Origin of the sequence: Pseudarthrobacter siccitolerans, assembly GCF_030823375.1 — a bacterium.
Taxonomy (GTDB): Bacteria; Actinomycetota; Actinomycetes; order Actinomycetales; family Micrococcaceae; genus Arthrobacter; species Arthrobacter siccitolerans_A.
The window spans coordinates 1,405,344-1,430,275 of record NZ_JAUSXB010000001.1; the positions used below are offsets into that span (position 1 = coordinate 1,405,344).

Genomic DNA, 24,932 nt, shown 5'->3' on the forward strand with positions numbered 1-24,932 from the left:
ATCAGGGTCTCCCGGACCCGGTTCCGGCCTGAACCGGGGGCCACTCAGGGACCGTTCAGGGTGTCCCCCAGTAGAGCTGATGCGCTGCGAACGGAAGGATCGACGTATGAACTCGCAAACCCCCACCCCTGATGACGGCCACCCAACGGAGCCCCTCCCTGAACGGGACAATGCACATCCCACCGAGCCCCTGCCGCCAACCTCCCCGGCGTCCCCGTCCCCGCAGCCGCAGGAACCGGCGCCGGAAGCTGCCAGCGCACCGAGCAGCGGTTCCACCACAGGATCCAGCAGCGAATCCAGCCAGGACACCCCCGGCGGGGCGTACACCGGCCCGTCCGCCGGTTCCTACTCCGCGCCGAACACCGGCAGCTACGCCTACGCCGGAATGCCCGGCCAGCAGGCCGACTTCTTCGGCTGGGTCCGCAGCCACGGCATCAGCCGCGGCCAGGACCGCTGGATCGGCGGCGTATCCAGCGGTGTTGCCCACCGCATGGGAATCGACCCGCTGATCATCCGCGGCCTCTTCATCGTCCTCACCCTCTTCGCCGGCATCGGCGTCCTCCTCTACGGCCTCGCGTGGGCGTTCCTTCCGGAGCCCGACGGCCGGATCCACGTCCAGGAAGCAGGAGCCGGCCACTGGAGCAGCGGCATGACCGGTTCCCTGATCGCCACCATCCTCGGCTTCAGCGGGCTGGGCGGCGGCTTCTGGGGCTGGGGCAACCACGGCTTCGGCGCCTTCCTCTGGACCATCTTCTGGGTAGGCGGGGCCATCTACCTGATCTACTACCTGGTCCAGCGGAACAAGGCCGCAACCGGGACCCCGGCAGCACCAGCAGCGGCAGGCACTAACGCCTACGCTTCGGGTTCCGCCACAGCAACAACTCCTCCCTACTCCGACGTCGCAGGAACCGGTCCCTTCACCGGAAGCCCCTACGGCGGCACCTCCACCGGAACCCCGTCCGGCAGCGGCTATGACGGCAGCGGGTACGGGAGCGGCGCCTACGGAGGCGGCAGCGGGTCCGGCGGCAGCGGCTGGGACAACGGACACACGGGAGGCACCCGGCCGCCCCAAGGTCCCCCACCGGCACGCAGGGTTCGTCCCGCAGGCCCGGGTGCTCCCGCCGTCGCGATCATTGCCGGCAGCGCCCTGCTTGCAGGCGCAGGACTCAAAGCGCTGGATGTCACCAACATCATCAGCCTCGGCGACTCCGCCAATGCCATCGCCTGGGCCAGCGCGGCAGCCGTCCTGGGCCTGGGGATCCTTGCCATGGGCCTGAGAGGCAGGACGTCCGGCATCCTCTCGTTCTTCGCGGTGGCAGCGCTGATCATCGGCGGCATCTTCAACGTGGTGGGCAACAACGGCGACCGCGTCCGCTTCCAGGAAGTCAACTGGACGCCCACCACCACGCAGCAGGCGAGCGACGGGCTGAACATCACGGCTGGCCGCGGCACCGTGGACCTTACCGGGCTGGCCCTGGGCGCCCCGCTCCAATCCGAGGTTCTGGTCCCGCTCGACATCACGGCCAGCAACGTCACAGTGGTCATTCCGGACACTGTGCCCGTGGACATCAAGGCCGACATGACCCTCGGCAACCTGAACGAGGGCGGAAGCCAGCGCAGCGGGATCTCCACGCGGCAGAGCAGCTACAACACGGACAAGCCCGGCAGCCACCTGGTGATCCAGATCGACGGCACCGTCAGCAACATCACCATCAAGGAAGGCAACTAAGATGAGCAGCCAAACTCCGGCCCGGGACCCCTACGTTCCGGACCCGTACCTCCCGGGAAGCACGACGGCGGCAGGCACCTCTGCTGCCCCACCGTCCGGGGCGAGGGTGGGCACCGTGGTGTGGGGCCTGATCGTCCTGGCCCTCGCCGCACTGATCATCATCGCCCAACTGGGAATCGTCACCCTGAACGGGACCTACGTCCTGATCGGCCTGATGATTGGGGCTGGCGCGGCCCTGGTGGTGGGCGGACTCCTTTCCGCCCGGAAACGTGACAACAGCCCCACAACAAGGAAGTCTTGAACCATGGACAAGTTTTTCAGCATCGTCAGGGGCCTTGGCCTGAAGCGCGGACCGGAACGCTGGCTTGGCGGCGTGCTGGGAGGAATCGCGGCCAAGGTCAACGTGGACGTGGCGTTCGTCCGGATTGCATTCCTGATCTTCTGCCTGCTCCCCGGGCCGGCCGTCATCTTCTACCTCCTCGCCTGGGTTGTCCTGCCGGACCAGCGCAACGTCATCCCGCTCCAGACCTTCCTCGAGCGGCGGTCCATCAACCGCCCCTGAGCACGCTGGCACGAAGGCTCCCGCTCCATTCCTGGAGCGGGAGCCTTCGTGCGTCCCCGTGACTGCTTCAGCCGGGCCAATGTAACCGGTTTGTGTCGTACCCCACACCCGCCACTAGACTCTATGTGAGCTCAGCGTGGCGCTCTGCCTGTATACCTTCTCCCCAGGATTTGAGCCAGAGACATGAAAATTGGAATTCTCACCAGCGGTGGCGACTGCCCCGGGCTGAACGCCGTGATCCGCGGAGCCGTCCTCAAGGGCATTGCCATCCATGGTCACGAATTCGTGGGTTTCCTTGACGGCTGGCGCGGCGTCGTCGAGGGCGACATCATCGATATCCCCCGCACCATGGTCCGCGGCATCGCCAAGCAGGGCGGCACCATTTTGGGTACTTCCCGCACCAACCCCTTCGAAAACGGCGGCGGCCCCGATGTCATCAAGGCCCACATGGACCGGCTGGGCATTGACGCCATCATCGCGATCGGCGGTGAGGGAACCCTGGCTGCTGCCAAGCGCCTCACGGACGCCGGCCTGAAAATCGTGGGTGTTCCCAAGACCGTGGACAACGACCTCGACGCCACCGACTACACCTTCGGCTTCGACACCGCTGTGCAGATCGCCACCGAAGCCATCGACCGGCTCCGGACCACCGGCGAATCGCACCACCGCTGCATGATCGCCGAAGTGATGGGCCGCCATGTGGGCTGGATCGCCCTCCACGCCGGTATGGCAGCCGGCGCCCACGCCATCCTCATCCCGGAGCAGAAGGTCAGCATCGAGCAGATCACCGAATGGGTGAATGAGGCCCACGCCCGTGGCCGCGCACCGCTGGTAGTGGTCGCTGAAGGCTTCGTGCCCGAGCACATGGAAACCCCGCACTCCGAACGCGGCCTGGACACCTTCGGCCGGCCCCGCCTGGGCGGCATCGCAGACCAGCTCGCCCCGGAACTCGAAGCCCGCACCGGCATCGAAACCCGCGCCACCATCCTGGGCCACATCCAGCGCGGCGGCGTGCCGTCAGCCTTCGACCGCGTCCTCGCCACCCGCCTGGGCATGGCCGCCATCGACTCCGTGGTGGAAGGCTACTGGGGCACCATGGTGGCGCTGAAGGGTACGGACATCGAGCACGTGGCCTTCCACGAAGCCCTGGGCCAGCTCAAGACCGTGCCGCAGAAGCGCTACGACGAAGCCGCCGTCCTCTTCGGCTGAGGTGTCCTGTTCAGCTGCGCCGGCTGCCCGCCCTAGGCTGGGGTTATGACACTTGACCCCGGTTCTGCCGCCATCATCCAGCTTGCGTGGGCCCGGCGCCTGGGACTGGACGACGACGCTTTCGGTACTGCCCTGGCCTCCGGCGAGCGGATTGTCCGTGCCGACGAATCAGCCCGCACCGTGGAGTTCGTCCGGCTCTTTGGCAGTTCGGCGCTGGTGGGTCCGCAGTGGGTCATCGACGCCGCTGCGGACATTCGGGACGAGGAGATGGCCCAGCACGTCACCCTCCTGACGCTGACCCGGTCCCACGGCGGCCACGGGCTCGGCGCCGCGGCGTTGTTCTTCGCGGACGACCTGCCGCTCAAGCAACCCCCGGAAGAGATGACCGTCTCGCACGGCAACCCGGAAGCCATCGAACTCGAGGGCCGCTGCCCGCCGGATGACGTCAACGAGGTGGGCCTTTCAGACCTCGAGAACCGCTACACCATCGTCCACGAGGTGGAGGGCCGGCGCGTGCCCCTGGCCTGCGGTGCCTACTCTGAATGGGTGGGACTGCTGGCCCACCTTGGGGTGCTGGTGGACCCCGAATGGCGCCGCCGCGGACTGGGGTCGCTCGCCGTGTCCATCGCGGCCCACGAAGCCTTGGCGGCAGGGCTCACGCTGCAGTGGCGCACCGACGTCAGCAACACCGGATCCCTGGCACTGGCCCGGAAGCTCGGCCTGTCAGCCGGCGGAATCCAGACCAGCGTCCACCTTGGCTGAGGGGGCGCCCCAGTGCTGGACCGGCTGGGGTTTGGCAAAGAACAGTGCCACGGCCGCGCCCACCAGGATCACTGCGGCGGGCAGCAGGATGGACTGTCCCATCGCCGTCGCGAATCCGCTGTGGAGAGCCTCCGGCAGGCTCCCCGAGAAGCCGATGCCCTCGCCGGCACCTCCGCCCGGTCCGCCCGAAGGAAGCTCGGCAGCCAGCCGGGACTGGATCAGCACGGCGATGGCAGCGCTGCCCAGCACCGCGCCGATCTGGCGCGTGGTGTTGTAGACCCCTGAGCCGGCGCCGGCCTGCCGCGGCGGAAGGTTGCGCGTGGCGGTGGTGCTGAGCGGCGCCCAGATGCCCGCGTTCGCGAATCCCAGGACAGCACTGGGCAGCAGGAACATGAGGATCGGGGTGTCCGGCTGCATCAGGGCCGAGTTCCAGACCAGCGACACAGCCATCAGGGTCAGGCCGCCAGCGGCAAGATACTTGGGATTGACGCGGTCCACGATCTTCCCCACCACGGGCGCCATGCCGCCGGAGATCAGTGCCATGGGCACCATCAAGAGGGCCGACTGGGTGGGTGTCAGGCCGCGGACCAGCTGGTAGTAGAAAATCAGCGGCAGGGTGAAGGCAGTCACCGTGAAGCCCACCAAGGTGATTCCGAGGTTGGCGAGGGAGAAGTTCCGGTCCCGGAAAAGACCCAGCGGCAACAGCGGTTCGCCCTTGTTGAACCGCTGCCACAGGACAAACAGGACCAGGACGGCGGTTCCCGCGATGATCAGGCCCCACACGGTGACAGGCCCGCTGATGGTGCCCCAGTTGTACGTCTCGCCTTCCTGGATGCCGAACACCAGCAGGAAGAGTCCGACGGCGCTGAGCAGGACGCCGGGGATGTCGAACCGGTGCGGGTGGGTAGTGAGGACGGGAACATTGCGCCAGGCGAGGATAAAGCCCACAACGCCGACCGGGACGTTGATGAAGAAGATCCATTCCCAGCCCAGGCCGTCCACCAGGACGCCGCCCAGGATAGGCCCGACAAGGGTGGCCATGCCGGCGGTTGCTCCCCAAATGGACATGGCCGCCCCGCGGCGGTCCGGCGGGAAGATCCGCGTGATGACGGCCATGGTCTGGGGAGTCATGATCGCCGCGCCAAAGCCCTGTAGCACCCGCGCCGCAATGAGGGTCTCCACATTGGCGGAAAGACCACACCACAGCGAGGCCAGCGTAAACACCACCAGGCCGAGCAGATAAAGCTTCCTGGGACCGAAACGGTCGCCCAGCCTGCCGGTGATCAGCAGCGGCACCGCGTATGCCAACAGGTAGGCGCTGGTCACCCAGATCACCGAGTTGATGTCCGCGCCCAGGCTCTCCATGATCCGCGGGTTTGCCACGGACACGATGGTGCTGTCGATCAGGATCATAAAGAACCCGATCACCAGCGACCAAAGGGCAGGCCACTGCTTTGCTACGTTTTCCACTGGGTCATCTTTCGTCAGGTTGTTGCTGCCGGGCGGGACCCGGAGGTGACTAGCCCAGGAGATCCAGGATCTCTGTCCGGGCGAACATTTGGGCGGCGGCGCGGGCCGACGGCGATCCTGCGTCCGGGTCTGCTCCGGCGTCCAGCAGGACGCGGGCAACCTCGGCGTAGCCCTTGAAGGCGGCTCCCGCCAGCGGGGTCTGGCCCCGGTCGTTGGCGGTGTCCGCCTCGGCGCCGTGTTTCAGGATCAGCTGAACAGTGTCTGCGTGGCCGTGGTAGGCGGCCAGCATCAGCAGGGAATCACCCGCCGCATTCGTCAAAGTGGCGGGAGCGCCGGCGTCGAGATAGGCACGCAGGAGCGCGGAGTCCCCCTCCCTGGCCGCCTGGAAGAGCGTGTGCGCCAAAGCCAGCGCTTCGTCGTCGGGCGCTCCAGCGGCTTCGGGCGGGTCGGACGGTGCAGCGGTGTTGTCAGTCATCAGCGTGGCCCCTTGAGGAATCCGGTCTGGCGCCCCACTACCTGGCCGGCGTCCGGGGCAACAATGAGTTCCTGGGCGGCAGTGTACGGCTCGTCCCCGTCCAGGACCGTCAGTATTTCATCCGCCGCCACGGAACGCTTTATGACTGCCAGGGCAACCGGGCCCATCTCGTAATGCTGGGCCACCGAGGTCACCGTTCCCACCTTCCGCTCCCCCACCAGCACAGGGCTGCCGGCCTGGGGCAGGGTGTGCTGTGATCCGTCCAGCTGCAGGAAGACGAGCCGCCGCGGCGGGTGCCCCAGGTTGTGGACGCGGGCGATGGTTTCCTGGCCCTTGTAGCAGCCCTTGGCCAGGTGGACGGCCGTGCGGAGGAGGTCCAGTTCGTGCGGGATGGTCTTGTCGTCCGTTTCGGCGCCGATCCGGGGACGCCAGGCAGCCAGGCGCAGCGCTTCGGCGGCGAGGACCCCGGCCAGCGGTCGTCCTTCCACGGCTTCCTCCAGCTCAGCAGCGGGAATCAGGTACTCGAACCACGGGCGCTCGAACCCGGGATGGTCAGCCGGCGGAATGGTGGCGTAGGAGTAGCCGCCGGGCCCGACATTGGGCCAGGGGTCCTGCCAGACGAGCCGTTGCGCCCACTCGGGGATGGCCTTGGTGCTCCCCACCACGGCCCAATCGGCCGAAACGTCGGCGATCTCCACCCGCAGCATGAACTTCATCCTGTTAAGGAACTCCGCCAGCGGGGCAGCTTCGGCGGCCTCCACGATCAGCCAGGTGGTCCCGCCGTCGTCAACCACCCTGGCTTCGAAATCGATCCTGCCCTGCACGCTCAGGAGGAGCAGCTCGCTGGACTCCCCCGCCTGCAGGCCGGTGACCTGCTGGGAGGACAGCGTGTTGAGCCAGCTGAGGCGGTCCGGCCCGGTGACCGTCACAACGCCGCGGTGGGAGAGGTCGACGACGGCGGTTCCGGCTGCGAGGGCGCGCTGCTCGCGCAGCGGCTCGCCGTAGTGGGCTGCGACGCCGGCGTCCGCGCCGGCCGCCTCAACGGCTCCGGGGCGCGACAACAGAGGGCTGGGAGTAGTCATACTGGGGGCAACGTCCTTTGGTCAGGGAGTATTCCGGGCTTCGACAAGCTCACTGAGCCAGGGGCCCACGACCGCCGGGTTCCCTGGCCGAGCTTGCGAGGTCAGGGAGCGGTTGGGGAGCGGTATTCCGGGTTTTCAAAATCGAAGCGGGTTCCGGCCGCCCATTCCTTGGGGAGGTTGCCGTATGCCGGATAGCCGCCGGCGTCTTTGAGGGTCCGGGCAAGGTGCAGGAGGTTCCAGGTCATGAAGGTGGCGTTCCGGTTGGTGAAGTCGGTTTCGGGACCGCCGGAACCTTCATCCAGGTAGCTTGGACCGGGACCCACGGGCCCGATCCAGCCCGCATCTGCCTGCGGCGGAATGCTGAAGCCGATGTGCTGCAGGCTGTACAGGAGGTTCATGGCGCAGTGCTTGATGCCGTCCTCGTTGCCGGTGATCAGGCAGCCGCCCACCTTGGGGTAGAACGCCCATTGCCCCTTGCTGTTGAGTTCGCCGGAATGGGCGTAGAGGCGTTCGATGAGCTTTTTGGTCTGGGAGGAGTTGTCGCCCAGCCAGATGGGCCCGGCCACCACCAGGATGTCCGCTTCCTGCACCGCCGGGTACAGCTCCGGCCATTCGTCCGTGGGCCAGCCGTACTGCGTCATGTCCGGGTAAACCCCGCTGGCAATATCGTGGTCCACGGTGCGGATCACCCGGGTGCTGACACCCTGCTTTTCCATGATGCGCCGGCTGATGGTGATCAGCCCGTCCGTGTTGGACGTCTGGGGCGACAGCTTCAGGGTCCCGTTGAAGAAGACAGCCTTCAGGTCGCTGTAATCCTGCGCGTTTCCGGAGGCTTGTGCGGTCTGAGGATCTTCCATGCGGGTGCCCCTCTTTCGTTCCTCCGGACCTGTTGGGGGTCAGGAAACTTTTTTGAGGAAAGCAGACGCGTGGGCTTCCAGCCCCTTGCCTTCCTTACCGCCAACGGCTACATCCCAGCGCCACAGCAGGTTTCCATCCACCAGGCCGAAGATCCGGGTGGCAGCACTATAGTCCTTGGAGTGGCTCCCGCGCATCACCATGTCCGTGGTGAGCTGGATCTGCGGGCCCTTGATTTGCCCGTAGTACAGCTCCGAAATGCCCCCCGGGTGGGAGATGGACACGGAGATATCAAAGCCGCCCTCGCTGTTGCGCAGGGCTTCCACTTCGTCCGCGCTCTTCAGCACGGGAACTATGTCCGCCGGAATCAGGCCGGGGCCGCCGTCGGCATCCAGCTGTTTGCGCTCCAGTGCCCAGAAGCCGGTCTCGACCGTCAGCGGCCGCAGGCGCGTGCCATCGTCGTCGGTCAACCAGCTCTCCGCACGGTACTGCAGGTACGGCAGCCCGTTGTGTGTGAAGGACACGTGCTGCAGGAAGTGCTCGGAGTCCTCGTCCCCGCTGCCCAGCCGGCCGCGGCCCTCCCACTCACCAATGAGCCAGGAAAGCGGGACAAGTTCTGGAGTCAGGTCTGTGGGAATCTCAATCGGCACAGCAATTACCTCGGAAAACGGCTAGCTCCGGAATGGGTCTACTTCTGGCCTTTGAAGAGGCGGTAGACCACAAAGCCGGCGAACCAGGCCATGGACAGGCTGGCGATGCCGAGCAGGACAAGGAAGAAAATTTCAAAAGCAAGTACGGACATGATGCCATCCTAACTGTTAGTAGATGAGTAGTTTGTCTATGAAGTAGGCCAGCGAACCGACCGCCGAGACAGGCGCCAGCCCCATGCTAAGGGCAGCGGGGACATTTAGCGGAGCCCCCCGGAGCGTTACAAGGCGGCGGAAGCTCACCAGCACTGCGCCCACCACCACACCAAAGATCGCGGCGGGGAGCACGGCGATGTCGGAGAGAACCAGCCCGGCGAGCGGCCCGGCAAGTCCGGCCAGGACAATTCCCAGGGGCGCCACGATACTGTCGGGCCAGCGGATCAGTCCCGCCAGCAGGGCAACCGCCGCGCTGACGGCTGCCACGAGCAGCATCTCGCGGACGCCGTTGAACCTGGCGCCGGCGATCCATCCGGCCCCCAGGCAGGACAGCAACACACCCACTGAACAGCCGAGCGTGGACTCCAGTCGCTGGGCCTGCCCAGTGCCGCGGATGAGCTGGACCACAAAAACGGCCATGATCCCAAGGGCGATGAAGGGCGGCGTCCAGTCCAGGAACCCGGGAGCCGGGGCGTATGCGGCGGCGAGGGCTGATCCGGCGCCGGCCAGGCCGATCACCGCGGCGAGGGTCTTTTTGGCGGGAATCCTGAGGAAGTGCGGCCAGCCGATGCCGACTCCGGCGGCGATGAGCACGGCCACGGCCACCAGGGCCTCGCGGGACCCATACACCCCGGCGATGATCGCTGCCAGTCCGACAATGCCCGCCACACCGATGGTCCACGAGCCCACGGAACGCACGGGTGCCTGAAATTCGGCCGTCATTCGGATCCCGGCCGGGGCTTAGTCTGTGCACTCACTGCGCTGCATCCCATCCTGCGTTGACGTTGGAAGGCGGCGCGCGCCCTCAGTGCCAGGGCATCCGGCCCTGCCCCAATCCTGCCTTATGTGAACCGGTTATGTCGCAAAACGTACATTCACCGGGGGCTAATCCATAGCTCCCGCGGACCCTGCGGGTATACTCAAGGCTCAGCTAAGTTCCCTGCTGGGGTGGCCGGATCGTTGCTGTTCGCAGCGGCCCAAAACCGGGGCAGGGAGCCAGTACCGGCCGGTGAGAATCCGGTTCAGTCGCTCAACGATGCGCGGACGGCCCTTGGAGGAACAATGTCGCACATCCTGTTATTGACGAACAGCACCGGTTCTTCGGTGGACATTCTGCCTGCCTTGGAATTGCTGAACCACCGGGTGCACATCCTCCCCGCCGAGCCAACGGCCCTGCTGGAGACTGATCCGTGCGACATCGTGCTGCTCGATGCACGCAAGGACCTGGTGGGTGCCCGGTCCCTCACCCAGCTTCTCAAAGCCACCGGCCTGAGCGCCCCGCTGGTGCTCATCCTGACGGAAGGCGGCATGGCCGCCGTTTCCTCCGCCTGGGCCGTTGACGACATTGTTCTCGAATCAGCCGGGCCCGCCGAGGTGGAGGCCCGCATCCGGCTCTCCGTCGCCCGGGCCGTCCCCGAGCAGGAGGACACCCCTTCCGAGATCCGGGCTGCGGGCGTCGTTATCGACGAAGCAAGTTATACCGCACGGGTGAACGGTGCGCCCCTGAACCTCACATTCAAGGAATTCGAGCTCCTGAAGTACCTGGCGCAGCACCCCGGCCGGGTGTTCACCCGCCAGCAGCTGCTCACCGAGGTGTGGGGCTACGACTACTACGGCGGCACGCGCACGGTGGACGTCCACGTCCGGCGCCTGCGGGCCAAGCTGGGGGCAGACCACGAAAACCTCATCAGCACTGTCCGCAACGTCGGCTACCGGCTCACCCTGGTCCGGCAGCAGGAAGACGAGCTGACCGAAGCCTGAGCCGCTTCGCCGCGACCGGTATCCGGACGATCCCGTATAGCCTTGCGTCATGACTCCAGCGCACCCTCAGAAGTGGCCCGTCCAGGTAGTCCAGGGCGGGGTTGACCAGCAACTCCTCAAAGACTGCCGCAACCTCCTGGCAGCGGCGGAAGAGTCGGACGGCAACCCGTCCATCTCGGAACAGACCCTCATCAGCATGCGGGCCGGGGACTCCTCCGAGCATAAGCTGCTGACCCTGGCACTGTACGCCCCGGACGAGGACTCGGATCCTTCCTCCGGCCAGGACCTGGCCGGGTTCGCCGCCGTGGTGGAACAGCCGGACGGTACCGGCGTGGTGGAGATCGCGGTTCATCCCAGCTACCGCAACCAGGGCGTCGCGGACCGCCTGGTGGGCGCCCTCCAGGACCGGCGCGGGTTCAGCGGATTGAACGCTTGGTCCCACGGCAACCATGAAGCGGCCGCTGACCTTGCCGCCCGTTACGGCTACGTGCCGGTGCGCGAACTATGGAAAATGCGGCTGACGACGGCGGCGGCGGACCTTCCCGACGTCGTCCTTCCGGACGGCGTGAGCATCCGCGCGTTTGTGCCGGGTCAGGATGAGGACGCCTGGCTGGCGGCCAACCGCGCCGCCTTCGCGCACCACCCCGAACAGGGCAGCCTCACCCGGGCGGACCTTGACGCGCGCATGGCCGAATCCTGGTTCGATCCGGCGGGCTTCCTCCTGGCTGTTGACGGGGACGGCCGGCTGCTGGGTTACCACTGGACCAAGGTCCACCCCCGGCACGGCGCCCACCCCGCCATCGGGGAGATCTACGTAGTGGGGGTGACGCCGGAAGCCCAGGGATCAGGTTTGGGCAAGGCCCTCACCGTGGCGGGCATCAAACACCTGCAGGCCCTCGGGCTGCACGCCGTCATGCTGTACGTCGACGCCGACAACGCACCGGCGGTGGCCCTGTACCGCCGGCTGGGCTTCAGCCGCTGGGACATGGACGTGATGTACGGTCCGGCGGCTGGTTAGTCCAATCGCCTGACGCATGCCGGGCCGGGGCACTGAATCGAGGACCTTCCCGCAATGAATGCTTGTAAGGTTGAAACAGAACCGCGCCGGCCGGAAACGGCAGCATCAAGCGCCAGGTAAAGGAGATGCCATGAACCCGGAACCTTCCGGAGCAGCCACGTCCCAAGAGGCGCCAGTCCCGGTGCGTGCGCGCTTCGGCTCCTCGGAGGTACCGGCGTCGCGGGCCACGCAGGACCGGATCGACATCCCCGACTTTGCGCCCAACCTGGAACCGGATGGGGACATCCGGCCGGACCGTTTCCTGGACCGTGAATTGAGCTGGCTCAGCTTCAACTCCCGGGTCCTGGAACTGGCCGAGGACCCTACCCTGCACCTGCTGGAGCGCGTCAGCTTCCTCTCCATCTTCGCGTCCAACCTGGACGAGTTCTTTATGGTCCGCGTGGCCGGCCTGAAACGGCGCATCGCCACGGGGCTCGCTGTCCCCTCCCCCGCCGGCCTGAGCCCGGTGGAGGTGCTGGAAAAGATCGGCGAGGAGGCGCACCGGCTCCAGCAGCGACACGCCCAGGTCTTCGCGGACCAGATCCGCCCGGCTCTGGCCTATGAGCACATCCACCTCATGCACTGGAATGAACTCGATGACGCGGCAAAGCAGCAGCTCAGCCAGATGTTCGCCGAAAAGGTGTTCCCCATCCTGACGCCCCTGGCTGTGGACCCGGCGCACCCCTTCCCCTACATTTCAGGACTTTCGCTGAACCTGGCCGTGGTGGTCCGGAACCCGGTGAGCGACAAAGAGCTCTTCGCCCGCGTGAAGGTGCCGGACCAGCTGCCGCGGCTCATCTCCATCGACGGCCCGCGTGCCGGTGCTGTGGCCGGCCGGGTGGCCCGCTTCATCGCGCTTGAGGAAGTTATTGCCGTCCACCTGGACAGGCTGTTCGCCGGCATGGAGGTCCTGGAGCACCACACCTTCCGTGTTACCCGGAATGAGGACGTGGAGGTGGAGGAGGACGACGCCGAAAACCTCCTGCAGGCGCTGGAAAAGGAACTCCTGCGCCGGCGCTTCGGCCCTCCCGTCCGGCTTGAGGTCACCAACGACATCAACCCCAACATCCGGGCGCTGCTGATCCGCGAACTGGGTGTTGAGGAATCCGAGGTCTACTCGGTCCCCGCACCGCTGGACCTCCGCGGCCTGTCGGTCATTGCCGGCATCGACCGGGCGGACCTGCACTACCCCAAGCACGTCCCGCACACCTCCCGGTACCTCAACGAGTCCGAGACGTCCAAGGCAGCCAACGTTTTCGCGGCCATGCGCCGCCGGGACATCCTGCTCCACCACCCGTACGATTCGTTCTCCACGTCCGTCCAGGCGTTTCTGGAGCAGGCGGCAGCGGACCCCAAAGTGCAGGCCATCAAGCAGACCCTGTACCGCACCTCGGGCGATTCCCCCATCGTGGACGCCCTGATCGATGCCGCCGAGGCCGGCAAGCAGGTCCTCGCCCTGGTGGAGATCAAGGCCCGCTTTGATGAGCAGGCCAACATCTCCTGGGCCCGCAAGCTGGAGCAGGCGGGCGTGCACGTGGTGTACGGCATCGTGGGCCTGAAAACGCACTGCAAGCTCTCGCTGGTGGTGCGCCAGGAAGTGGACGGGCTGCGCCGGTACTGCCATATCGGCACCGGCAACTACCACCCCCGGACGGCCCGCTACTACGAGGACCTCGGCCTCCTGACGGCCAATGACCAGGTGGGCGAGGACCTGTCCAAGCTGTTCAATCAGCTCTCCGGGTATGCGCCCAAGTCGACCTTCAAGCGTCTTTTGGTCGCTCCGCGCTCCGTGCGCTCAGGGCTGATTGACCGGATCGAGACCGAGATCCGCAATGCCCGGGCCGGGCTCCCCGGCCGCGTCCAGATCAAGGTCAACTCGATGGTGGATGAAGCCATCATCGACTCGCTGTACCGGGCATCGCAGGCCGGCGTGAAGGTGGATGTGGTGGTGCGCGGCATCTGCTCGCTGAGACCGGGCGTTCCGGGGCTCAGCGACCACATCACCGTCCGCTCCGTCCTGGGCAGGTTCCTGGAGCACTCCCGCGTGTTTGCCTTCGCCAACGGCGGGGACCCGGTGGTCTACATTGGCTCGGCGGACATGATGCACCGCAACCTGGACCGCCGGGTGGAGGCCCTGGTCCAGCTGGCCAGTCCCGACGACATCCAGTATGTCCTTGACCTGATGAAACGGTACATGGCGCCCGAAACCGCGAGTTGGCACCTGGATAACGAAGGCAAGTGGACGCGCCATCATCTGGGCGAGGACGGCAGGCCCCTTGAGGACGTCCAGTCCTTCCTGCTGGCATCACGGCCACGGCAACGCAGCCTGAGCCGACGGTAAGGGCCGCGGTTTTGTCGAGCGACGCACTCGTAGCAGACCAGACAGACCACCCAGGCGAACCGGTAGCCGTCACGGCTGCCGGCGCCCTGCCGTGGCGCCTCAACAAGGATCAGCTTGAAGTCCTGTTGATCCACCGGCCCCGCTACGACGACTGGTCCTGGCCCAAGGGAAAGATTGACGCCGGTGAGACCATCCCTGAGTGCGCCATCCGCGAAGTGCGGGAGGAGATCGGGCTGTCCGCCTCACTGGGCATACCGCTGCCCCCCATCCACTACCACGTGGCTTCCGGCCTGAAGGTGGTCTACTACTGGGCCGTCAGGGTCAACGGCGACAAGCTCGTGCCCGACGGCAAGGAGGTGGACAGTGTGATGTGGTGCGCCCCCGATAAGGCTGCCCGCCTGCTGTCCAACCCGTCCGACGTCGCCCCGCTCGAGTACTTGCAGGACGCCCATGAGCGCGGCGGGCTGGACACCTGGCCCCTCATAGTGCTCCGTCACGCGAAGGCGAAGCCCCGCTCGTCCTGGTCCAAGGCGGAGGGGGAACGCCCGCTCGCGGCCACCGGAAACCGCCAGGCGAAGGCTGTGGGCCGGCTGCTCCAGGCGTGGAAGCCGCCCCGGGTGGTCACCAGCCCGTGGCTCCGGTGCGTGGCCACGGTTGCCCCCTACGCCAAGGCGGCCGGGGCCAAAGTGAAACTGGCGGAAGCGCTGACCGAACACCGGCATCAGCGGAACCCGAAGAAAACGGCGGCAGTCGTCGAAGCCCTGTTTGATAAGCAGCGGCCGGTAGTTGTCTGCACCCACCGCCCGGCCCTGCCCACTGTCTTCGGGCAGTTGACCAACCACATGCCGCAGTCCCTGGCCGCACTCCTTCCGGCGCAGGAACCATACCTGTCCCCCGGCGAGATCGTCGTATGCCACGTGGCCCCGGGCGCCAGCAGCAGGATCGTGGCCGTGGAGCAGTTCAAGCCGTTCGACGACTGACCTGTAGCGCGCGGCCACCCTTTGAATCAATCAAAGTAGACTGGTAGCCGTGAGCATCCCAACGCCTTATGAAGACCTCCTGCGCGATGTCCTGGCTTCCGGCACGCACAAATCGGACCGTACCGGGACCGGAACCACCAGCGTTTTCGGGCGCCAACTGCGCTTTGACCTCTCGAAAAGCTTCCCGCTGATCACCACCAAGCGGGTGCACTTCAAGTCCGTGGCAGTGGAGCTCCTGTGGTTCCTGCGCGGTGAAACCAACGTGAAGTGGATGCAGGACCAGGGCGTTACCATCTGGAATGAATGGGCAGACGCTGACGGGGACCTCGGCCCTGTCTACGGTGTCCAGTGGCGCAGCTGGCCCACGCCGGACGGCGGCCACATCGACCAGATCGCGGAGCTGATGGAGAACCTGAAGTCCAACCCGGATTCCCGGCGGCACATCGTGTCGGCGTGGAATGTATCGGAACTCCACGACATGGCTCTGCCCCCGTGCCACGCGTTTTTCCAGTTCTATGTGGCGGACGGCAAACTCTCCTGCCAGCTGTACCAGCGCTCCGCGGACATGTTCCTGGGCGTGCCGTTCAATATCGCCTCCTACGCACTGCTCACCTGCATGGTGGCACAGCAGGTGGGGCTGGAGCCGGGCGAATTCGTCTGGACCGGCGGAGACGTGCACATCTACGAGAACCACATGGACCAGGTCCTCAAGCAGCTGGACCGGGAGCCGTACGAGTATCCGCAGCTGAAAATCACCCGTAAGCCGGCCTCCATCTTCGATTACACGCTGGAGGACTTCGAAGTGGTGGGCTACCAGCACCACCCCACGATCAAGGCCCCGATTGCGGTATGAGCACCGAGAACTCCACCGATCCGCTGTCCTTCACGGAAGAGCTGGCCGCTTCGGTGACCGGCGTGGGCCTGGTGTGGGCGCAGACGCCCGACGGGGTCATCGGCAAGGACGGCGATATGCCCTGGCACCTGCCCGAAGACCTGAAGCACTTCAACCGCCTCACCATGGGCCATCCCGTGGTCATGGGCCGCAAGACGTGGCTGTCCTTTCCGGACAAGTTCCGTCCCCTTCCGGGCCGCACCAACATAGTGGTCACCCGGCAGAAAAGCTGGGCCGATACGCCGGAGGCGGAGGGCGCCGTCGTGGTTCCCTCCCTTGATGACGCCCTGCTTGAGTCGCAGTTCGTCGACGGCGGCGCAACCATCTGGATTCTGGGCGGCGGCGAGATTTTCCGCCAGTCCACCGAACTTGCGAACGTCGCGGTGGTCACCACCATTGATGTTGATGCCGACGGCGACACTTTCGCCCCCGAGCTTGGCATCGGGTGGGAGGCTTCTGCCTCCGTCCCGCCGGACGGTTGGCTGACAGCTGCCAACGGCACACGCTACAGGTTCACCAAATGGTCACGGACTGAGGGCTAGGCATGTTGAAGAAACCGGAAACCCTCTTTGTGCTGGGCTACATGCTGCTCCCGCTGCTGGCGCTGCTGTCCGCCATCGTGGGGTTCACCATGATCCTTGGCGGCAACAAGATCGCCGGGGCCATCGTGCTGGTGGTGGTGACGCAGGTGTTCGCCTTCGGTGCCTTCTTCGCGCTGCGGGCGCGTAAGGCTGCCGTGCTTGAGCAGTCTGACCGCGGATAGCTGCTTCGGCAGCGCATGGGGAGGACGCCCCATGGCGGGCGTCGGCGGCCGTAGCTAGGCTGGTGCCTGCATCTTGAGGCGCAGCCGTTTGAACATTTGGGGGAATACCTGGTGGCAGGGAATTTGTGGGGGGCCGACGTCGCCGAACTCCGGACGCTGGCGCAGCAGTTCGGGAAGGCGTCCGATACTTTGCTCCAGCAGTCGGCGCTGTTGAACAACCAGATCAACAACAATCCATCCTGGAAGGGCCAGGATGCTGTTGTGTTCCGGTCCGAGTGGAACGGCAGCCACCGGGCCATGCTCCAGCAGGCTGCCTTCGCGCTCAAGCAGGAGTCGAAGAAGCTGCTGGAGAACGCGAACCAGCAGGAGGAGGCCAGCAGCAACGCTGCGTTGGGTGGCTCCGGCGGTACCGTTCCTGTGGGCCCGGGTTCCCCAGGGCCTGGGGGGTCCGCTGCCCCATCTCCTGCAAATACTTTGGGGCCTGACTGGCTGGCCAAGGGTTCGCCGTTCCGGGACGGATGGGGCCTGCGCAGCCAGGTCAAAGCAGGTTTGGATTTGCCGAGAAACGTCTTTGGGCTGGCCGTCCTGGGACACCAGGGAGCACAGGTCCTTGCGGACGCCAGAGCGTGGAAGATGCTCCCCGCACGAAGCATCACCTACAACCTGTTGGACTCAGGTTCCGACCTTCTGGGTGCGAAAAACCTGTTCAAGTACATCCCTCCACTCAGCAATTACAGGGGCTTCTTTGAAGAGGCGCCCTTGTTGTTCAAAGGGCAGGGCCCTGTCTTGGAGGCCCTGGGCAAGGGCGGCCTCGGCCGGGGGGTGGGGTGGCTGGGCGTTGGGCTGAGCGGTCTCGACACTGCGAGGTACGTGGCGGAAGGCAAAACCGGCGACGCTGCGTGGTCGGCTGTAAAGACCGGCTTGGGCGTGGCCTGCTTCCTCCCGCCTCCTGCGGGAACGGTCTGCCAAGTGGCAAGCGCGGGCATCGCGATCTACGAGATACCCGCAGTTAAGACGTTCGTGAACGGAGCGGTAAAGGATGCTGGTGAAATCGTTGCCAAGAAGGCTGTTGAAAGCGCAGCGTTTGTCACGGAAACCGGAAAGAACCTGGCCGACATGGGCAAGGGCGCAGCTAAATTCCTCGGAATCGGTTAGCTCAAAATCTAAGGAGCTCGAAGGATGACCCCCATAGTGCAAGAGGAAACGGCTACGGATACAGCCGTTGGTTTCGGCTTTGCCGAGATTGCCTACATGCTTAGATTGTTTGGAACGGCTCCCGCTAAGAAGTCGGCTGAAGTCCTTCGCCTCGAAGCCGAAGTAGACGCCGAGCGCCTCTGCGCGGCCGGCGCTTCCTCGCTGATCGGGCGAGGCTTCGCCACCATCGGTGAAGACCTCGAACTTCAAGGACCCGCTGTTGCCGTTGCTTATGCGCTGGCAAAAGCGAACCGCTGGACGGAAATCACCCTCATCACCCCTGAATTCACCGACACGGTGGTCCACGTTGAGTCAGACAGGGTCGCCCTTCTGCTTCAGCCGAGAACTCTCGAGTCATGGTTTGTGTTCGCCCAGGACCCGGCTGTCTCCGGCGCGGAGGCCGAGTTGTCCATTGTTGAAGAACACGTCCGCAACCATCAGGAGGGGACCGCCTTAATCCGCGGGCGCATGATCGGCGGCGAAACCCACTTGCTTATTAGGCCCGACAACGGCGGCTGGGCGATTGGCAAAGTCCTTGATCCCACCCAGGACGTCGTTGAGACGATGGGCCTGGACAGCAAGGACCTCTTGGGCCGAATCAGGACTACCCGCGGTGAAGCGGCATGAGTGAGCCGAAAAACCAGGCCCAACATGGCCGCAGGAAAGGCTACTACGCCCGTCAGGTGGAGGCCGAGGCAGCACGCCAGGGTCTTACCGTTGAGGAATACGGAGTCTACAAGGGAGACGTCGGCAGCGCCGTCAAGCCGATTAGCTCAGCTGGCGGCTTACTATTCATTAGCATTCTCATAACAGTGATCATGGCCGTTGCAGCCACCCTCATCGTCAAGTTGTTTGTGGATGGCACAGAGGAACCCAATTGGGGCCAAATCGTGTTTGCTGCTGCCTTCGGCCTTTGGATTGTTCCAACCACTTGGACCTACTACTTCAAGGAGCGCAAGGCAGTACGCCTCCGGAAGGCAGCCGGAAAAACACTTCAACCTCCTACCCGCCGCTCAAGCCAGACGGACTGGTAGCAACTAGTTAGGGAGTGGTTCTCATGGAAACTGGGCAGGCTGCAGGAAGACTGGTCATCGATCGCCCATACTTTTACGCAACCGGCATGGAGCGCACTGTCCACGCCTATACGAAGGACGAATGGGGCATTGGCGGCTCACAGCCGACCGGCAACTACTCGGTCCACACAGCCACAGGCTTGGTCATCGTGACGATCCTTCTGACCGTGCCGGCGCTAGGCGCACCGTTCATGCTGATCATCGGTGCGATCAGCCTCAACGTGATTTTCGCCCTCTTCGGGCTGGTGGCTACAGTTCTCTTCACCGGCGGATGGCTCTTGGCCATCAATAATCTTCGCCGCGAGTGGCGGGCTTCGAGGCAGCGCAAGGCCAGGGGGCTGCCGAAGCCCCGATTCGCGCTGACCGATGACCAGGCCCGCACCTGGTTTGAAGCGAACCCATCAGCTATCGCCATCACGCGGAAGAATTTTCCCGACAGCACGCGCCCCTTCCCGGGCGAAGACCCGTACGATGCCGCACCCGGGTTCTGACCCATGCAAGAAATAACGGGCAGCAACCCGGGCAGCGGCTCGAACCCGGACGACCAGGTCCGCGCCTCCCACGAGCAGGCGCTGGCGCGCGGTGAAAAACGAATCCTCTACCGCACAGTCGACGGCAGGCTCCACAGTTACGCCAAGGACGAGCTGGGAGTGGTCACGGCCAGTTCCCACCCCCAGGTGCGGTCTGCCGCCGGCTTTCTGGCGATGGCTGTCTTCTTCGCTGCCGTGGCAGTCTTCTCCATCCTGTTGGTCGTCGGGCCCACCGGCCAAGGCCAGGATCCGATGTGGAACGGGCTGTTCCTGACGGCCGCCGGGCTGGGAGGCGTCCTGTACGCCGTGCGGATGGCGGGAGTGGCAGCCAGGGCAAAACGCTTGCGCGCGGAGCGAGAAATCCCCGAACCCACCGCCCGCCAGTTCGACAGGTAGGCTTCCAACGTGGTGGATTTGAACCGAGACCGGGAGCGGCACAACGACGCCGTATACGCCGAGCACAAGGCGGCGATCGCCCGGGGTGAAAAGCGTGTGCTGCGTAAGACTGAAACTGGCGAGCTGCACAGCTACCCCGCCGACGAGATCGGCTTTTCGCCCGGCCGTGGACAAGTACAAGTCCGATCCTGGTGGGGCATGGGAATCCTCACCACCGTGATGAGCCTTTTGGTCATTCTTTCTCTGGTAATGCTGCTAGCGCCGATGGGCCGCGGCGAGCCGCCCTTTTGGGACGCATTGTTCCTCACCGCTCTCGGAGGTTTTGGAGCCTTTTATACCTTCGGCATGGCGAGGGATGAGTACCGGGCCAAAAAGTTGCGGAAGGAGCGGCAGGCACCGGAGCCGGGCGCAGGTCATGTCTCGCAGTAACCCGCCGACCAAGCCGCCGTCGTCACCTCTGCGCCCAGGCGTGACGTAACCGACTGCGCCGTACCGGTTCCGAAGTCTAAACTGTACGAATGACTACAGCAGCTACCCCTTCCGTCGGCCTGGTCGGATGGCGCGGCATGGTCGGTTCCGTCCTCATGCAGCGCATGCAGGACGAGGGCGACTTCGCCAACATCAACCCGGTGTTCTTCTCCACCTCCAACGCGGGAGGTGCTGCGCCTTCCTTTGCTGACGGCGCCGGCAAGCTCGAAAACGCGTTCGACGTCGACACGCTGGCTAAGCTGCCCATTATCGTCACCGCCCAGGGCGGCGACTACACCAAGCAGGTCCACGGCGAACTGCGCAGTCGCGGCTGGGACGGCCTCTGGATCGACGCCGCCTCAACCCTGCGGATGAACGACGATTCCATCATCGTCCTGGACCCCATTAACCGCGACGTCATCGACAAGGGCCTGATCAACGGCACCAAGGACTTCATCGGCGGCAACTGCACCGTCTCCTGCATGCTGATGGGCCTGGGCGGGCTGTTCAAGAACAACCTGGTGGAGTGGGGCACCTCCATGACGTACCAGGCTGCCTCCGGCGGCGGCGCCCGGCACATGCGTGAACTCCTCAGCCAGTTCGGCACCCTCAACGCCGAGGTCAGCACCGAACTGGACGATCCCGCATCCGCAATCCTGGACATCGACCGCAAGGTCCTGGCCCACCAGCGCACCGAAATCGACGCCACCCAGTTCGGTGTTCCCTTGGCCGGCTCCCTGATCCCCTGGATCGACGCGGACCTGGGCAACGGACAGTCCAAGGAAGAGTGGAAGGCCGGGGTGGAGACCAACAAGATCCTGGGCACCTCCAGTGAGAACCGGGTGATCATGGACGGCCTGTGCGTCCGGATCGGTGCCATGCGCTCACACTCCCAGGCACTCACCCTCAAGCTCCGTGAGGACCTGTCCGTTGCCGAGATTGAGAAGCTGCTCGACGAGGACAACCAATGGGCCAAGGTAGTGCCCAACAACAAAGAAGCGTCCATGGCAGAGCTGACCCCGGTGGCAGCCTCCGGAACGCTGGACATCCCCGTGGGCCGCATCCGCAAGATGGAGATGGGCCCGCAATACATCAGCGCCTTCACCGTGGGCGACCAGCTCCTCTGGGGCGCCGCCGAGCCGCTGCGCCGCATGCTCAACATCGCCACCGGGAACCTGTAACCCGGATTCTTCCCAACTGCGGCCCTGACCCGCTTGGACCGTGCTTCCCGGCACCGCTCAAGCGGGGCAGGGCCGCTGTTGTGTTCAGGAGACCAGGAACGCCTCGTAGCGTTGGGCGGCGCGGGTGAAGGCAGCCAGCGCCGTAACCCCGAGGGGCTTGCTCTCATCAAAGAGTTCAGGCACGACGGCGGCACTCGCTCTGGTGCCTGCGCGGGCCCACGTGCCGATCACCTCTCCGCCGGCAACCACAGTCTTCTTGAACACGCCGTTGCCGCCGGGGACGATCTTGTTGAAATACTCCGGTTTCAGGACGAGGCTCCGGTCCGTATAGCCCAGCACGAATTCGTCGAAGCCGGGCAGCAGGAGGACGGAGCGCTGGCCGGGCACACCGCCGTCGAGCAAAGACGCCGTCTCCGGGGACAGCCAGTAGCTGGTCCCCTCAAACTCAAGCTCCACCAGCTGGTCTTTGACGTCCTCGAAGGCGGCCCGGACCTCGGTCAGCGGAATCTGCGTCCACCAGGCGAAGTCCCGGATAGTGGCCGGCCCGTGGCTCCGGAAATAGCGCAACGCGAACTCGGCGATCGCCTCCTGCCGCTCAAGCCGGCGCGAAACCGGGATCCAGCTTTCGAAGTCGACCAGCAGCTGCTGGTTTCCCGCCAGGGGCCCCTGCACCAGCCAGCCGTGCCGGCATAAAGTCCCCAGGATATGGATGCCGCGCTGGCCCTGGGTGGGTTGCCCGGCGGCGTCGAAAATCTGGAAGAGCTCCGCGCGGCTGACGGAACCGCCGCCGGCCACCCGTTCCAGCGCCAGGTCCCGGCATTTCTCGATGTCTGCCCACGCGATGCCCAGTTCGCGGTGCCGGGCCGCGATGCCCTTGGTAAGCCGTTCTGCGGTGAGGTCGAGCATCCAGTGCAGGTCCTCGGGCGCCACCAGGTGCAACGTTCCGCGCATCGGCCAGGAGCGGACTACCGCACCGGAATCAAGGGCCGAACGGATATCGGCCAGACCCGCCCCGGGAACCCTGACACCCACGGCCCAGATGGCCGCCTGCAGATCCTGGGCCTGCATCGCCGTCATCCAGCGGACAGTTTCAGCTATGGAAGCCGCACTGGGGGATTGCTGCGGAACGGTGTAAAGCGGAAGCAACCGTTGGGACGCCAGCCGAAGCCTGCCCAGAGTTCGACGGTCAAGACGCTTCCCCACCTTTGCAGCCATGGCCCCATCCTATGGTCCGGGCCGGGCTACAGTTCCAAGCCGATCAGCAGCGGCTCCGGATGCAGTTCAATGCCAAAGCGCCGTTCGACGCCGGCACGCACCTCCCGCGCCACCGCCACCACGTCCGCAGCGTTGGCTGAGCCGCGGTTGGTAATGGCCAGCGTGTGCTTGGTGGACAGGGACGCCCGGCCGCCGCTGACGCTGTCCGGCTCAAGTCCAAAGCCTTTGGTGAAGCCGGATTGATCGATCAGCCAGGCAGCAGAGAGCTTCACCAGCCCGTCCTGGCCGGCCGGATAACGCGGGGCACCTTCCGGCAGAGCCTCGGCCACGTCCGCCGGGACGATCGGGTTGGTGAAGAATGACCCCGTGGAATAAGTGTCGCGGTCCTCCGGATCCAGCACCATGCCCTTCGAAGCCCGCAGCCGGAGCACTTCCCGGCGGACGTCCGTGGCGTAGGCGCGCTTCCCCTGCTCCACCCCCAGGGACCGGGCAAGCTCCGCATACCGGATGGGTGCACTCATGCGCCCAATGGGCAGCTGGAATTCAACCGTCAGCACCACATAACGGGGTGAGCCGTTGACGGTGGTCTGCTTGAGGATGGAGTCCCGGTAGCCGAACTTCAGCTCGGAGTTGGTGAAGGTCTTCACGGCGTTCCGCTCGCGGTCCCAGGTGCGCACGGCGGCGATGGTCTGCGAAACGTCCGAACCGTAGGCGCCCACGTTCTGGACCGGGGTCGCCCCCGTGGAGCCGGGGATGCCGGCCAGGGCTTCGATTCCGGACCAGGCGTGAAGGACAGCGTGCTCCACGAGCTTGTCCCAGTTGTGCCCCGCCTGCACCACCACGGCCACCCCGCCGCAGGAGTCCTCTGCGTTGACGATGAACCCTTCCGAGGCGATCCTGACGACCGTACCGGGGAACCCGTCGTCGGAAATCAGCAGGTTGGAGCCGCCGCTGATGATCAGCAGCGGCTCCCCTGCCGCGTCCGCGGAACGGACGGCGTCGATGATTTCAGCCTCGGTGCGGGCCTCGATGAACGTGCCCGCTGGGCCTCCGACGGCGGCCGTGGTGAGCTGGGATAGCAGGGTGGAAGTCACCAGACAACCCTATCGGGAAAGTATGGCCCGCTTTCCGGCTCAGCTGAGCTTAACGACGGCCTGGGCCTTTATCAGGACCTTCTGGCCCGCCGCAACAACGGTGAGGTCGATACGGGCTGTGTTGGCCTCGGCGTCGAGCTTTCCGATGAGGCCGCTGACCTCGATGGTGGCGCCAGGTGTTTCGGTTCCGGTGGTGTCGGTGACCAGGACAGGCTTGGTGAAGCGGGTCTGGAAGTCCACGACGGCGGCCGGGTCGCCCGCCCAGTCAGTGACCAGTTGCACGGCGGAGCCCATGGTGAACATGCCGTGGGCGATGACCCCGGGCAGTTCCACGCCGGTGGCGAAGGCTTCGTTCCAGTGGATCGGGTTGAAGTCACCGGACGCCCCGGCGTACTTGACCAGGTCGGTGCGGGTGACCTCGACGGTGCGGCTGCCGATCTCCTGGCCCGGGCTGAGTTCGTGGATGCTGAGGCTCATGGCTACTGTCCCTCTCCGCGGACCAGGATGGATGACGTGGTGGTGGTGACGGGCTCGCGGGAGTCACCGGCGCCGAGGGCGAAGATCTCCGAGCGGGTGGTGATCATCGCTCCCCCGCCCATGGCCCGGACGCCGTCCACATGCAGCTCCGCCACCAGCCGGTCACCGGCGAAGATGGGGCGGTGGTGGGTGAACCGCTGGTCGGCGTGGACCACGCGGGAGAAGTCGATGCCGGCCTCCGGATCCTCGATGAGCTGGGCGTCGGCACGCTGGGCGATGATGATGGCGAAGGTCGGCGGGGCAACAAGGTCGGCGTGGCCCAGGCCCTTGGCTGCGTCCACGTCGAAGTGTGCAGGGTGGGTTGCCTTGACGGCGCGGGCGAACTCGCGGATCTTCTCGCGGCCAACGTCGTACACCTCTGCGGCAGGGTAGCTTCTGCCCTGCAGGTCCGGATTGATAGTCATGGGCCCAAGCCTATCGTCAGGCCCTGGAGGGCCCCGAAA

Annotated in this window: 29 protein-coding genes; 19 read left to right on the forward strand and 10 right to left on the reverse strand. The window is 65.5% G+C overall.

Features of this window, described 5'->3' with window-relative positions; all coding sequences use genetic code 11:
• Nucleotides 1–106 precede the first annotated feature (106 nt).
• The 5 genes from QFZ36_RS06605 (at nucleotide 107) to QFZ36_RS06625 (ending at nucleotide 4,262) form a co-directional block, all read left to right on the forward strand.
• Complete coding sequence (locus QFZ36_RS06605; RefSeq protein WP_306634871.1) at nucleotides 107–1,729, forward strand: PspC domain-containing protein; 1,623 nt, start codon at nucleotides 107–109, stop codon at nucleotides 1,727–1,729.
• A 1-nt stretch (nucleotide 1,730) separates the two neighbouring features.
• On the forward strand, nucleotides 1,731–2,030 hold the full coding sequence (locus QFZ36_RS06610; RefSeq protein WP_306634872.1) for a hypothetical protein: 300 nt from the start codon (nucleotides 1,731–1,733) through the stop codon (nucleotides 2,028–2,030).
• Between the two features lie 3 nt (nucleotides 2,031–2,033).
• Entirely contained in the window at nucleotides 2,034–2,291 is a 258-nt protein-coding gene (locus tag QFZ36_RS06615; RefSeq protein ID WP_306634873.1) for a PspC domain-containing protein, read from the forward strand.
• A gap of 183 nt (nucleotides 2,292–2,474) precedes the next feature.
• Nucleotides 2,475–3,500 carry an ATP-dependent 6-phosphofructokinase gene (locus QFZ36_RS06620; RefSeq protein WP_306634875.1) on the forward strand — a complete coding sequence of 342 codons (1,026 nt, stop codon included), beginning with the start codon at nucleotides 2,475–2,477 and terminating at the stop codon, nucleotides 3,498–3,500.
• Nucleotides 3,501–3,545: 45 nt separating this feature from the next.
• On the forward strand, nucleotides 3,546–4,262 hold the full coding sequence (locus tag QFZ36_RS06625) for a GNAT family N-acetyltransferase (protein WP_306634876.1): 717 nt from the start codon (nucleotides 3,546–3,548) through the stop codon (nucleotides 4,260–4,262).
• Here the strand turns inward: QFZ36_RS06625 and QFZ36_RS06630 are convergent.
• The 6 genes from QFZ36_RS06630 to QFZ36_RS06655 all read right to left on the reverse strand — a co-directional run bounded on the left by QFZ36_RS06630 (nucleotide 4,224) and on the right by QFZ36_RS06655 (nucleotide 9,730).
• Entirely contained in the window at nucleotides 4,224–5,732 is a 1,509-nt protein-coding gene (locus QFZ36_RS06630) for a DHA2 family efflux MFS transporter permease subunit (protein WP_306634877.1), read from the reverse strand. The genes QFZ36_RS06625 and QFZ36_RS06630 overlap by 39 nt on opposite strands.
• A 49-nt stretch (nucleotides 5,733–5,781) precedes the next feature.
• Nucleotides 5,782–6,207: an ankyrin repeat domain-containing protein gene (locus QFZ36_RS06635; protein ID WP_306634878.1), complete on the reverse strand. Its 426-nt coding sequence runs from the start codon at nucleotides 6,205–6,207 to the stop codon at nucleotides 5,782–5,784.
• Nucleotides 6,207–7,289, reverse strand: coding sequence for a CAF17-like 4Fe-4S cluster assembly/insertion protein YgfZ (gene ygfZ / locus QFZ36_RS06640; protein ID WP_306634880.1), 1,083 nt, complete (start codon nucleotides 7,287–7,289; stop codon nucleotides 6,207–6,209). The genes QFZ36_RS06635 and ygfZ overlap by 1 nt, the downstream gene beginning before the upstream one ends.
• Nucleotides 7,290–7,390: 101 nt before the next feature.
• The gene (locus QFZ36_RS06645) at nucleotides 7,391–8,146 is read right to left on the reverse strand and encodes a flavodoxin family protein (protein WP_306634883.1); all 756 of its coding nucleotides are present in this window, start codon (nucleotides 8,144–8,146) and stop codon (nucleotides 7,391–7,393) included.
• Nucleotides 8,147–8,185: 39 nt separating this feature from the next.
• A complete protein-coding gene (locus QFZ36_RS06650; RefSeq protein WP_306634885.1) occupies nucleotides 8,186–8,794 on the reverse strand; it encodes an FABP family protein in 609 nt (202 codons plus the stop codon).
• A 168-nt stretch (nucleotides 8,795–8,962) separates the two neighbouring features.
• Complete coding sequence (locus QFZ36_RS06655; RefSeq protein ID WP_306634887.1) at nucleotides 8,963–9,730, reverse strand: permease; 768 nt, start codon at nucleotides 9,728–9,730, stop codon at nucleotides 8,963–8,965.
• Between the two features lie 339 nt (nucleotides 9,731–10,069).
• Here QFZ36_RS06655 and QFZ36_RS06660 point away from each other — a divergent pair, with 339 nt between their 5' ends.
• The 14 genes from QFZ36_RS06660 (at nucleotide 10,070) to asd (ending at nucleotide 21,643) form a co-directional block, all read left to right on the forward strand.
• Nucleotides 10,070–10,768, forward strand: a complete 699-nt coding sequence (locus QFZ36_RS06660; RefSeq protein ID WP_163161846.1) for a winged helix-turn-helix transcriptional regulator — start codon at nucleotides 10,070–10,072, stop codon at nucleotides 10,766–10,768.
• A 49-nt stretch (nucleotides 10,769–10,817) separates the two neighbouring features.
• Nucleotides 10,818–11,786 carry a mycothiol synthase gene (gene mshD / locus QFZ36_RS06665; protein ID WP_306634890.1) on the forward strand — a complete coding sequence of 323 codons (969 nt, stop codon included), beginning with the start codon at nucleotides 10,818–10,820 and terminating at the stop codon, nucleotides 11,784–11,786.
• A gap of 130 nt (nucleotides 11,787–11,916) precedes the next feature.
• On the forward strand, nucleotides 11,917–14,166 hold the full coding sequence (locus QFZ36_RS06670; protein ID WP_306634893.1) for an RNA degradosome polyphosphate kinase: 2,250 nt from the start codon (nucleotides 11,917–11,919) through the stop codon (nucleotides 14,164–14,166).
• A gap of 11 nt (nucleotides 14,167–14,177) precedes the next feature.
• Nucleotides 14,178–15,146, forward strand: a complete 969-nt coding sequence (locus QFZ36_RS06675; RefSeq protein ID WP_306634895.1) for an NUDIX hydrolase — start codon at nucleotides 14,178–14,180, stop codon at nucleotides 15,144–15,146.
• A 49-nt stretch (nucleotides 15,147–15,195) separates the two neighbouring features.
• A complete protein-coding gene (locus tag QFZ36_RS06680) occupies nucleotides 15,196–15,999 on the forward strand; it encodes a thymidylate synthase (RefSeq protein ID WP_306634896.1) in 804 nt (267 codons plus the stop codon).
• A complete protein-coding gene (locus tag QFZ36_RS06685; RefSeq protein ID WP_306634898.1) occupies nucleotides 15,996–16,580 on the forward strand; it encodes a dihydrofolate reductase in 585 nt (194 codons plus the stop codon). Before QFZ36_RS06680 ends, QFZ36_RS06685 begins: the two co-directional genes overlap by 4 nt.
• Nucleotides 16,581–16,582: 2 nt before the next feature.
• Entirely contained in the window at nucleotides 16,583–16,801 is a 219-nt protein-coding gene (locus QFZ36_RS06690) for an NF038396 family protein (RefSeq protein WP_306634900.1), read from the forward strand.
• A gap of 111 nt (nucleotides 16,802–16,912) precedes the next feature.
• Complete coding sequence (locus tag QFZ36_RS06695) at nucleotides 16,913–17,956, forward strand: WXG100 family type VII secretion target (RefSeq protein ID WP_306634903.1); 1,044 nt, start codon at nucleotides 16,913–16,915, stop codon at nucleotides 17,954–17,956.
• Between the two features lie 24 nt (nucleotides 17,957–17,980).
• A complete protein-coding gene (locus QFZ36_RS06700; RefSeq protein ID WP_306634904.1) occupies nucleotides 17,981–18,622 on the forward strand; it encodes a hypothetical protein in 642 nt (213 codons plus the stop codon).
• Nucleotides 18,619–19,029, forward strand: coding sequence for a hypothetical protein (locus tag QFZ36_RS06705; protein ID WP_306634906.1), 411 nt, complete (start codon nucleotides 18,619–18,621; stop codon nucleotides 19,027–19,029). The genes QFZ36_RS06700 and QFZ36_RS06705 overlap by 4 nt, the downstream gene beginning before the upstream one ends.
• 86 nt (nucleotides 19,030–19,115) lie before the next feature.
• Nucleotides 19,116–19,559 carry a hypothetical protein gene (locus QFZ36_RS06710; RefSeq protein ID WP_306634908.1) on the forward strand — a complete coding sequence of 148 codons (444 nt, stop codon included), beginning with the start codon at nucleotides 19,116–19,118 and terminating at the stop codon, nucleotides 19,557–19,559.
• Nucleotides 19,560–19,562: 3 nt separating this feature from the next.
• Entirely contained in the window at nucleotides 19,563–19,994 is a 432-nt protein-coding gene (locus QFZ36_RS06715; protein ID WP_306634910.1) for a hypothetical protein, read from the forward strand.
• 9 nt (nucleotides 19,995–20,003) lie between these two features.
• Nucleotides 20,004–20,423, forward strand: a complete 420-nt coding sequence (locus QFZ36_RS06720; protein WP_306634911.1) for a hypothetical protein — start codon at nucleotides 20,004–20,006, stop codon at nucleotides 20,421–20,423.
• A gap of 89 nt (nucleotides 20,424–20,512) precedes the next feature.
• Complete coding sequence (gene asd, locus QFZ36_RS06725; protein ID WP_306634912.1) at nucleotides 20,513–21,643, forward strand: aspartate-semialdehyde dehydrogenase; 1,131 nt, start codon at nucleotides 20,513–20,515, stop codon at nucleotides 21,641–21,643.
• 84 nt (nucleotides 21,644–21,727) lie between these two features.
• On the opposite strand, the gene QFZ36_RS06730 is transcribed toward asd, so the two are convergent.
• From QFZ36_RS06730 to QFZ36_RS06745, 4 genes are read right to left on the reverse strand one after another with little or no spacing between them, the layout of a single operon-like run.
• The gene (locus QFZ36_RS06730) at nucleotides 21,728–22,858 is read right to left on the reverse strand and encodes a winged helix DNA-binding domain-containing protein (protein ID WP_306634914.1); all 1,131 of its coding nucleotides are present in this window, start codon (nucleotides 22,856–22,858) and stop codon (nucleotides 21,728–21,730) included.
• Between the two features lie 26 nt (nucleotides 22,859–22,884).
• Complete coding sequence (locus QFZ36_RS06735) at nucleotides 22,885–23,952, reverse strand: UDP-N-acetylmuramate dehydrogenase (protein ID WP_306634916.1); 1,068 nt, start codon at nucleotides 23,950–23,952, stop codon at nucleotides 22,885–22,887.
• Nucleotides 23,953–23,991: 39 nt separating this feature from the next.
• Nucleotides 23,992–24,429: a MaoC family dehydratase gene (locus tag QFZ36_RS06740; protein ID WP_306634918.1), complete on the reverse strand. Its 438-nt coding sequence runs from the start codon at nucleotides 24,427–24,429 to the stop codon at nucleotides 23,992–23,994.
• Between the two features lie 2 nt (nucleotides 24,430–24,431).
• The gene (locus QFZ36_RS06745) at nucleotides 24,432–24,893 is read right to left on the reverse strand and encodes an FAS1-like dehydratase domain-containing protein (RefSeq protein ID WP_306634920.1); all 462 of its coding nucleotides are present in this window, start codon (nucleotides 24,891–24,893) and stop codon (nucleotides 24,432–24,434) included.
• Nucleotides 24,894–24,932: the final 39 nt, after the last annotated feature.

Coding starts and splice junctions, on each gene's coding strand:
- QFZ36_RS06605 (WP_306634871.1), top strand. CDS start 107: ATGAACTCGCAAACCCCCACCCCTGATGACGGCCACCCAACGGAGCCC.
- QFZ36_RS06610 (WP_306634872.1), top strand. CDS start 1,731: ATGAGCAGCCAAACTCCGGCCCGGGACCCCTACGTTCCGGACCCGTAC.
- QFZ36_RS06615 (WP_306634873.1), top strand. CDS start 2,034: ATGGACAAGTTTTTCAGCATCGTCAGGGGCCTTGGCCTGAAGCGCGGA.
- QFZ36_RS06620 (WP_306634875.1), top strand. CDS start 2,475: ATGAAAATTGGAATTCTCACCAGCGGTGGCGACTGCCCCGGGCTGAAC.
- QFZ36_RS06625 (WP_306634876.1), top strand. CDS start 3,546: ATGACACTTGACCCCGGTTCTGCCGCCATCATCCAGCTTGCGTGGGCC.
- QFZ36_RS06635 (WP_306634878.1), bottom strand. CDS start 6,207: ATGACTGACAACACCGCTGCACCGTCCGACCCGCCCGAAGCCGCTGGA.
- ygfZ (WP_306634880.1), bottom strand. CDS start 7,289: ATGACTACTCCCAGCCCTCTGTTGTCGCGCCCCGGAGCCGTTGAGGCG.
- QFZ36_RS06645 (WP_306634883.1), bottom strand. CDS start 8,146: ATGGAAGATCCTCAGACCGCACAAGCCTCCGGAAACGCGCAGGATTAC.
- QFZ36_RS06655 (WP_306634887.1), bottom strand. CDS start 9,730: ATGACGGCCGAATTTCAGGCACCCGTGCGTTCCGTGGGCTCGTGGACC.
- QFZ36_RS06660 (WP_163161846.1), top strand. CDS start 10,070: ATGTCGCACATCCTGTTATTGACGAACAGCACCGGTTCTTCGGTGGAC.
- mshD (WP_306634890.1), top strand. CDS start 10,818: ATGACTCCAGCGCACCCTCAGAAGTGGCCCGTCCAGGTAGTCCAGGGC.
- QFZ36_RS06670 (WP_306634893.1), top strand. CDS start 11,917: ATGAACCCGGAACCTTCCGGAGCAGCCACGTCCCAAGAGGCGCCAGTC.
- QFZ36_RS06685 (WP_306634898.1), top strand. CDS start 15,996: ATGAGCACCGAGAACTCCACCGATCCGCTGTCCTTCACGGAAGAGCTG.
- QFZ36_RS06690 (WP_306634900.1), top strand. CDS start 16,583: ATGTTGAAGAAACCGGAAACCCTCTTTGTGCTGGGCTACATGCTGCTC.
- QFZ36_RS06700 (WP_306634904.1), top strand. CDS start 17,981: ATGACCCCCATAGTGCAAGAGGAAACGGCTACGGATACAGCCGTTGGT.
- QFZ36_RS06705 (WP_306634906.1), top strand. CDS start 18,619: ATGAGTGAGCCGAAAAACCAGGCCCAACATGGCCGCAGGAAAGGCTAC.
- QFZ36_RS06710 (WP_306634908.1), top strand. CDS start 19,116: ATGGAGCGCACTGTCCACGCCTATACGAAGGACGAATGGGGCATTGGC.
- QFZ36_RS06715 (WP_306634910.1), top strand. CDS start 19,563: ATGCAAGAAATAACGGGCAGCAACCCGGGCAGCGGCTCGAACCCGGAC.
- asd (WP_306634912.1), top strand. CDS start 20,513: ATGACTACAGCAGCTACCCCTTCCGTCGGCCTGGTCGGATGGCGCGGC.
- QFZ36_RS06730 (WP_306634914.1), bottom strand. CDS start 22,858: ATGGCTGCAAAGGTGGGGAAGCGTCTTGACCGTCGAACTCTGGGCAGG.
- QFZ36_RS06740 (WP_306634918.1), bottom strand. CDS start 24,429: ATGAGCCTCAGCATCCACGAACTCAGCCCGGGCCAGGAGATCGGCAGC.
- QFZ36_RS06745 (WP_306634920.1), bottom strand. CDS start 24,893: ATGACTATCAATCCGGACCTGCAGGGCAGAAGCTACCCTGCCGCAGAG.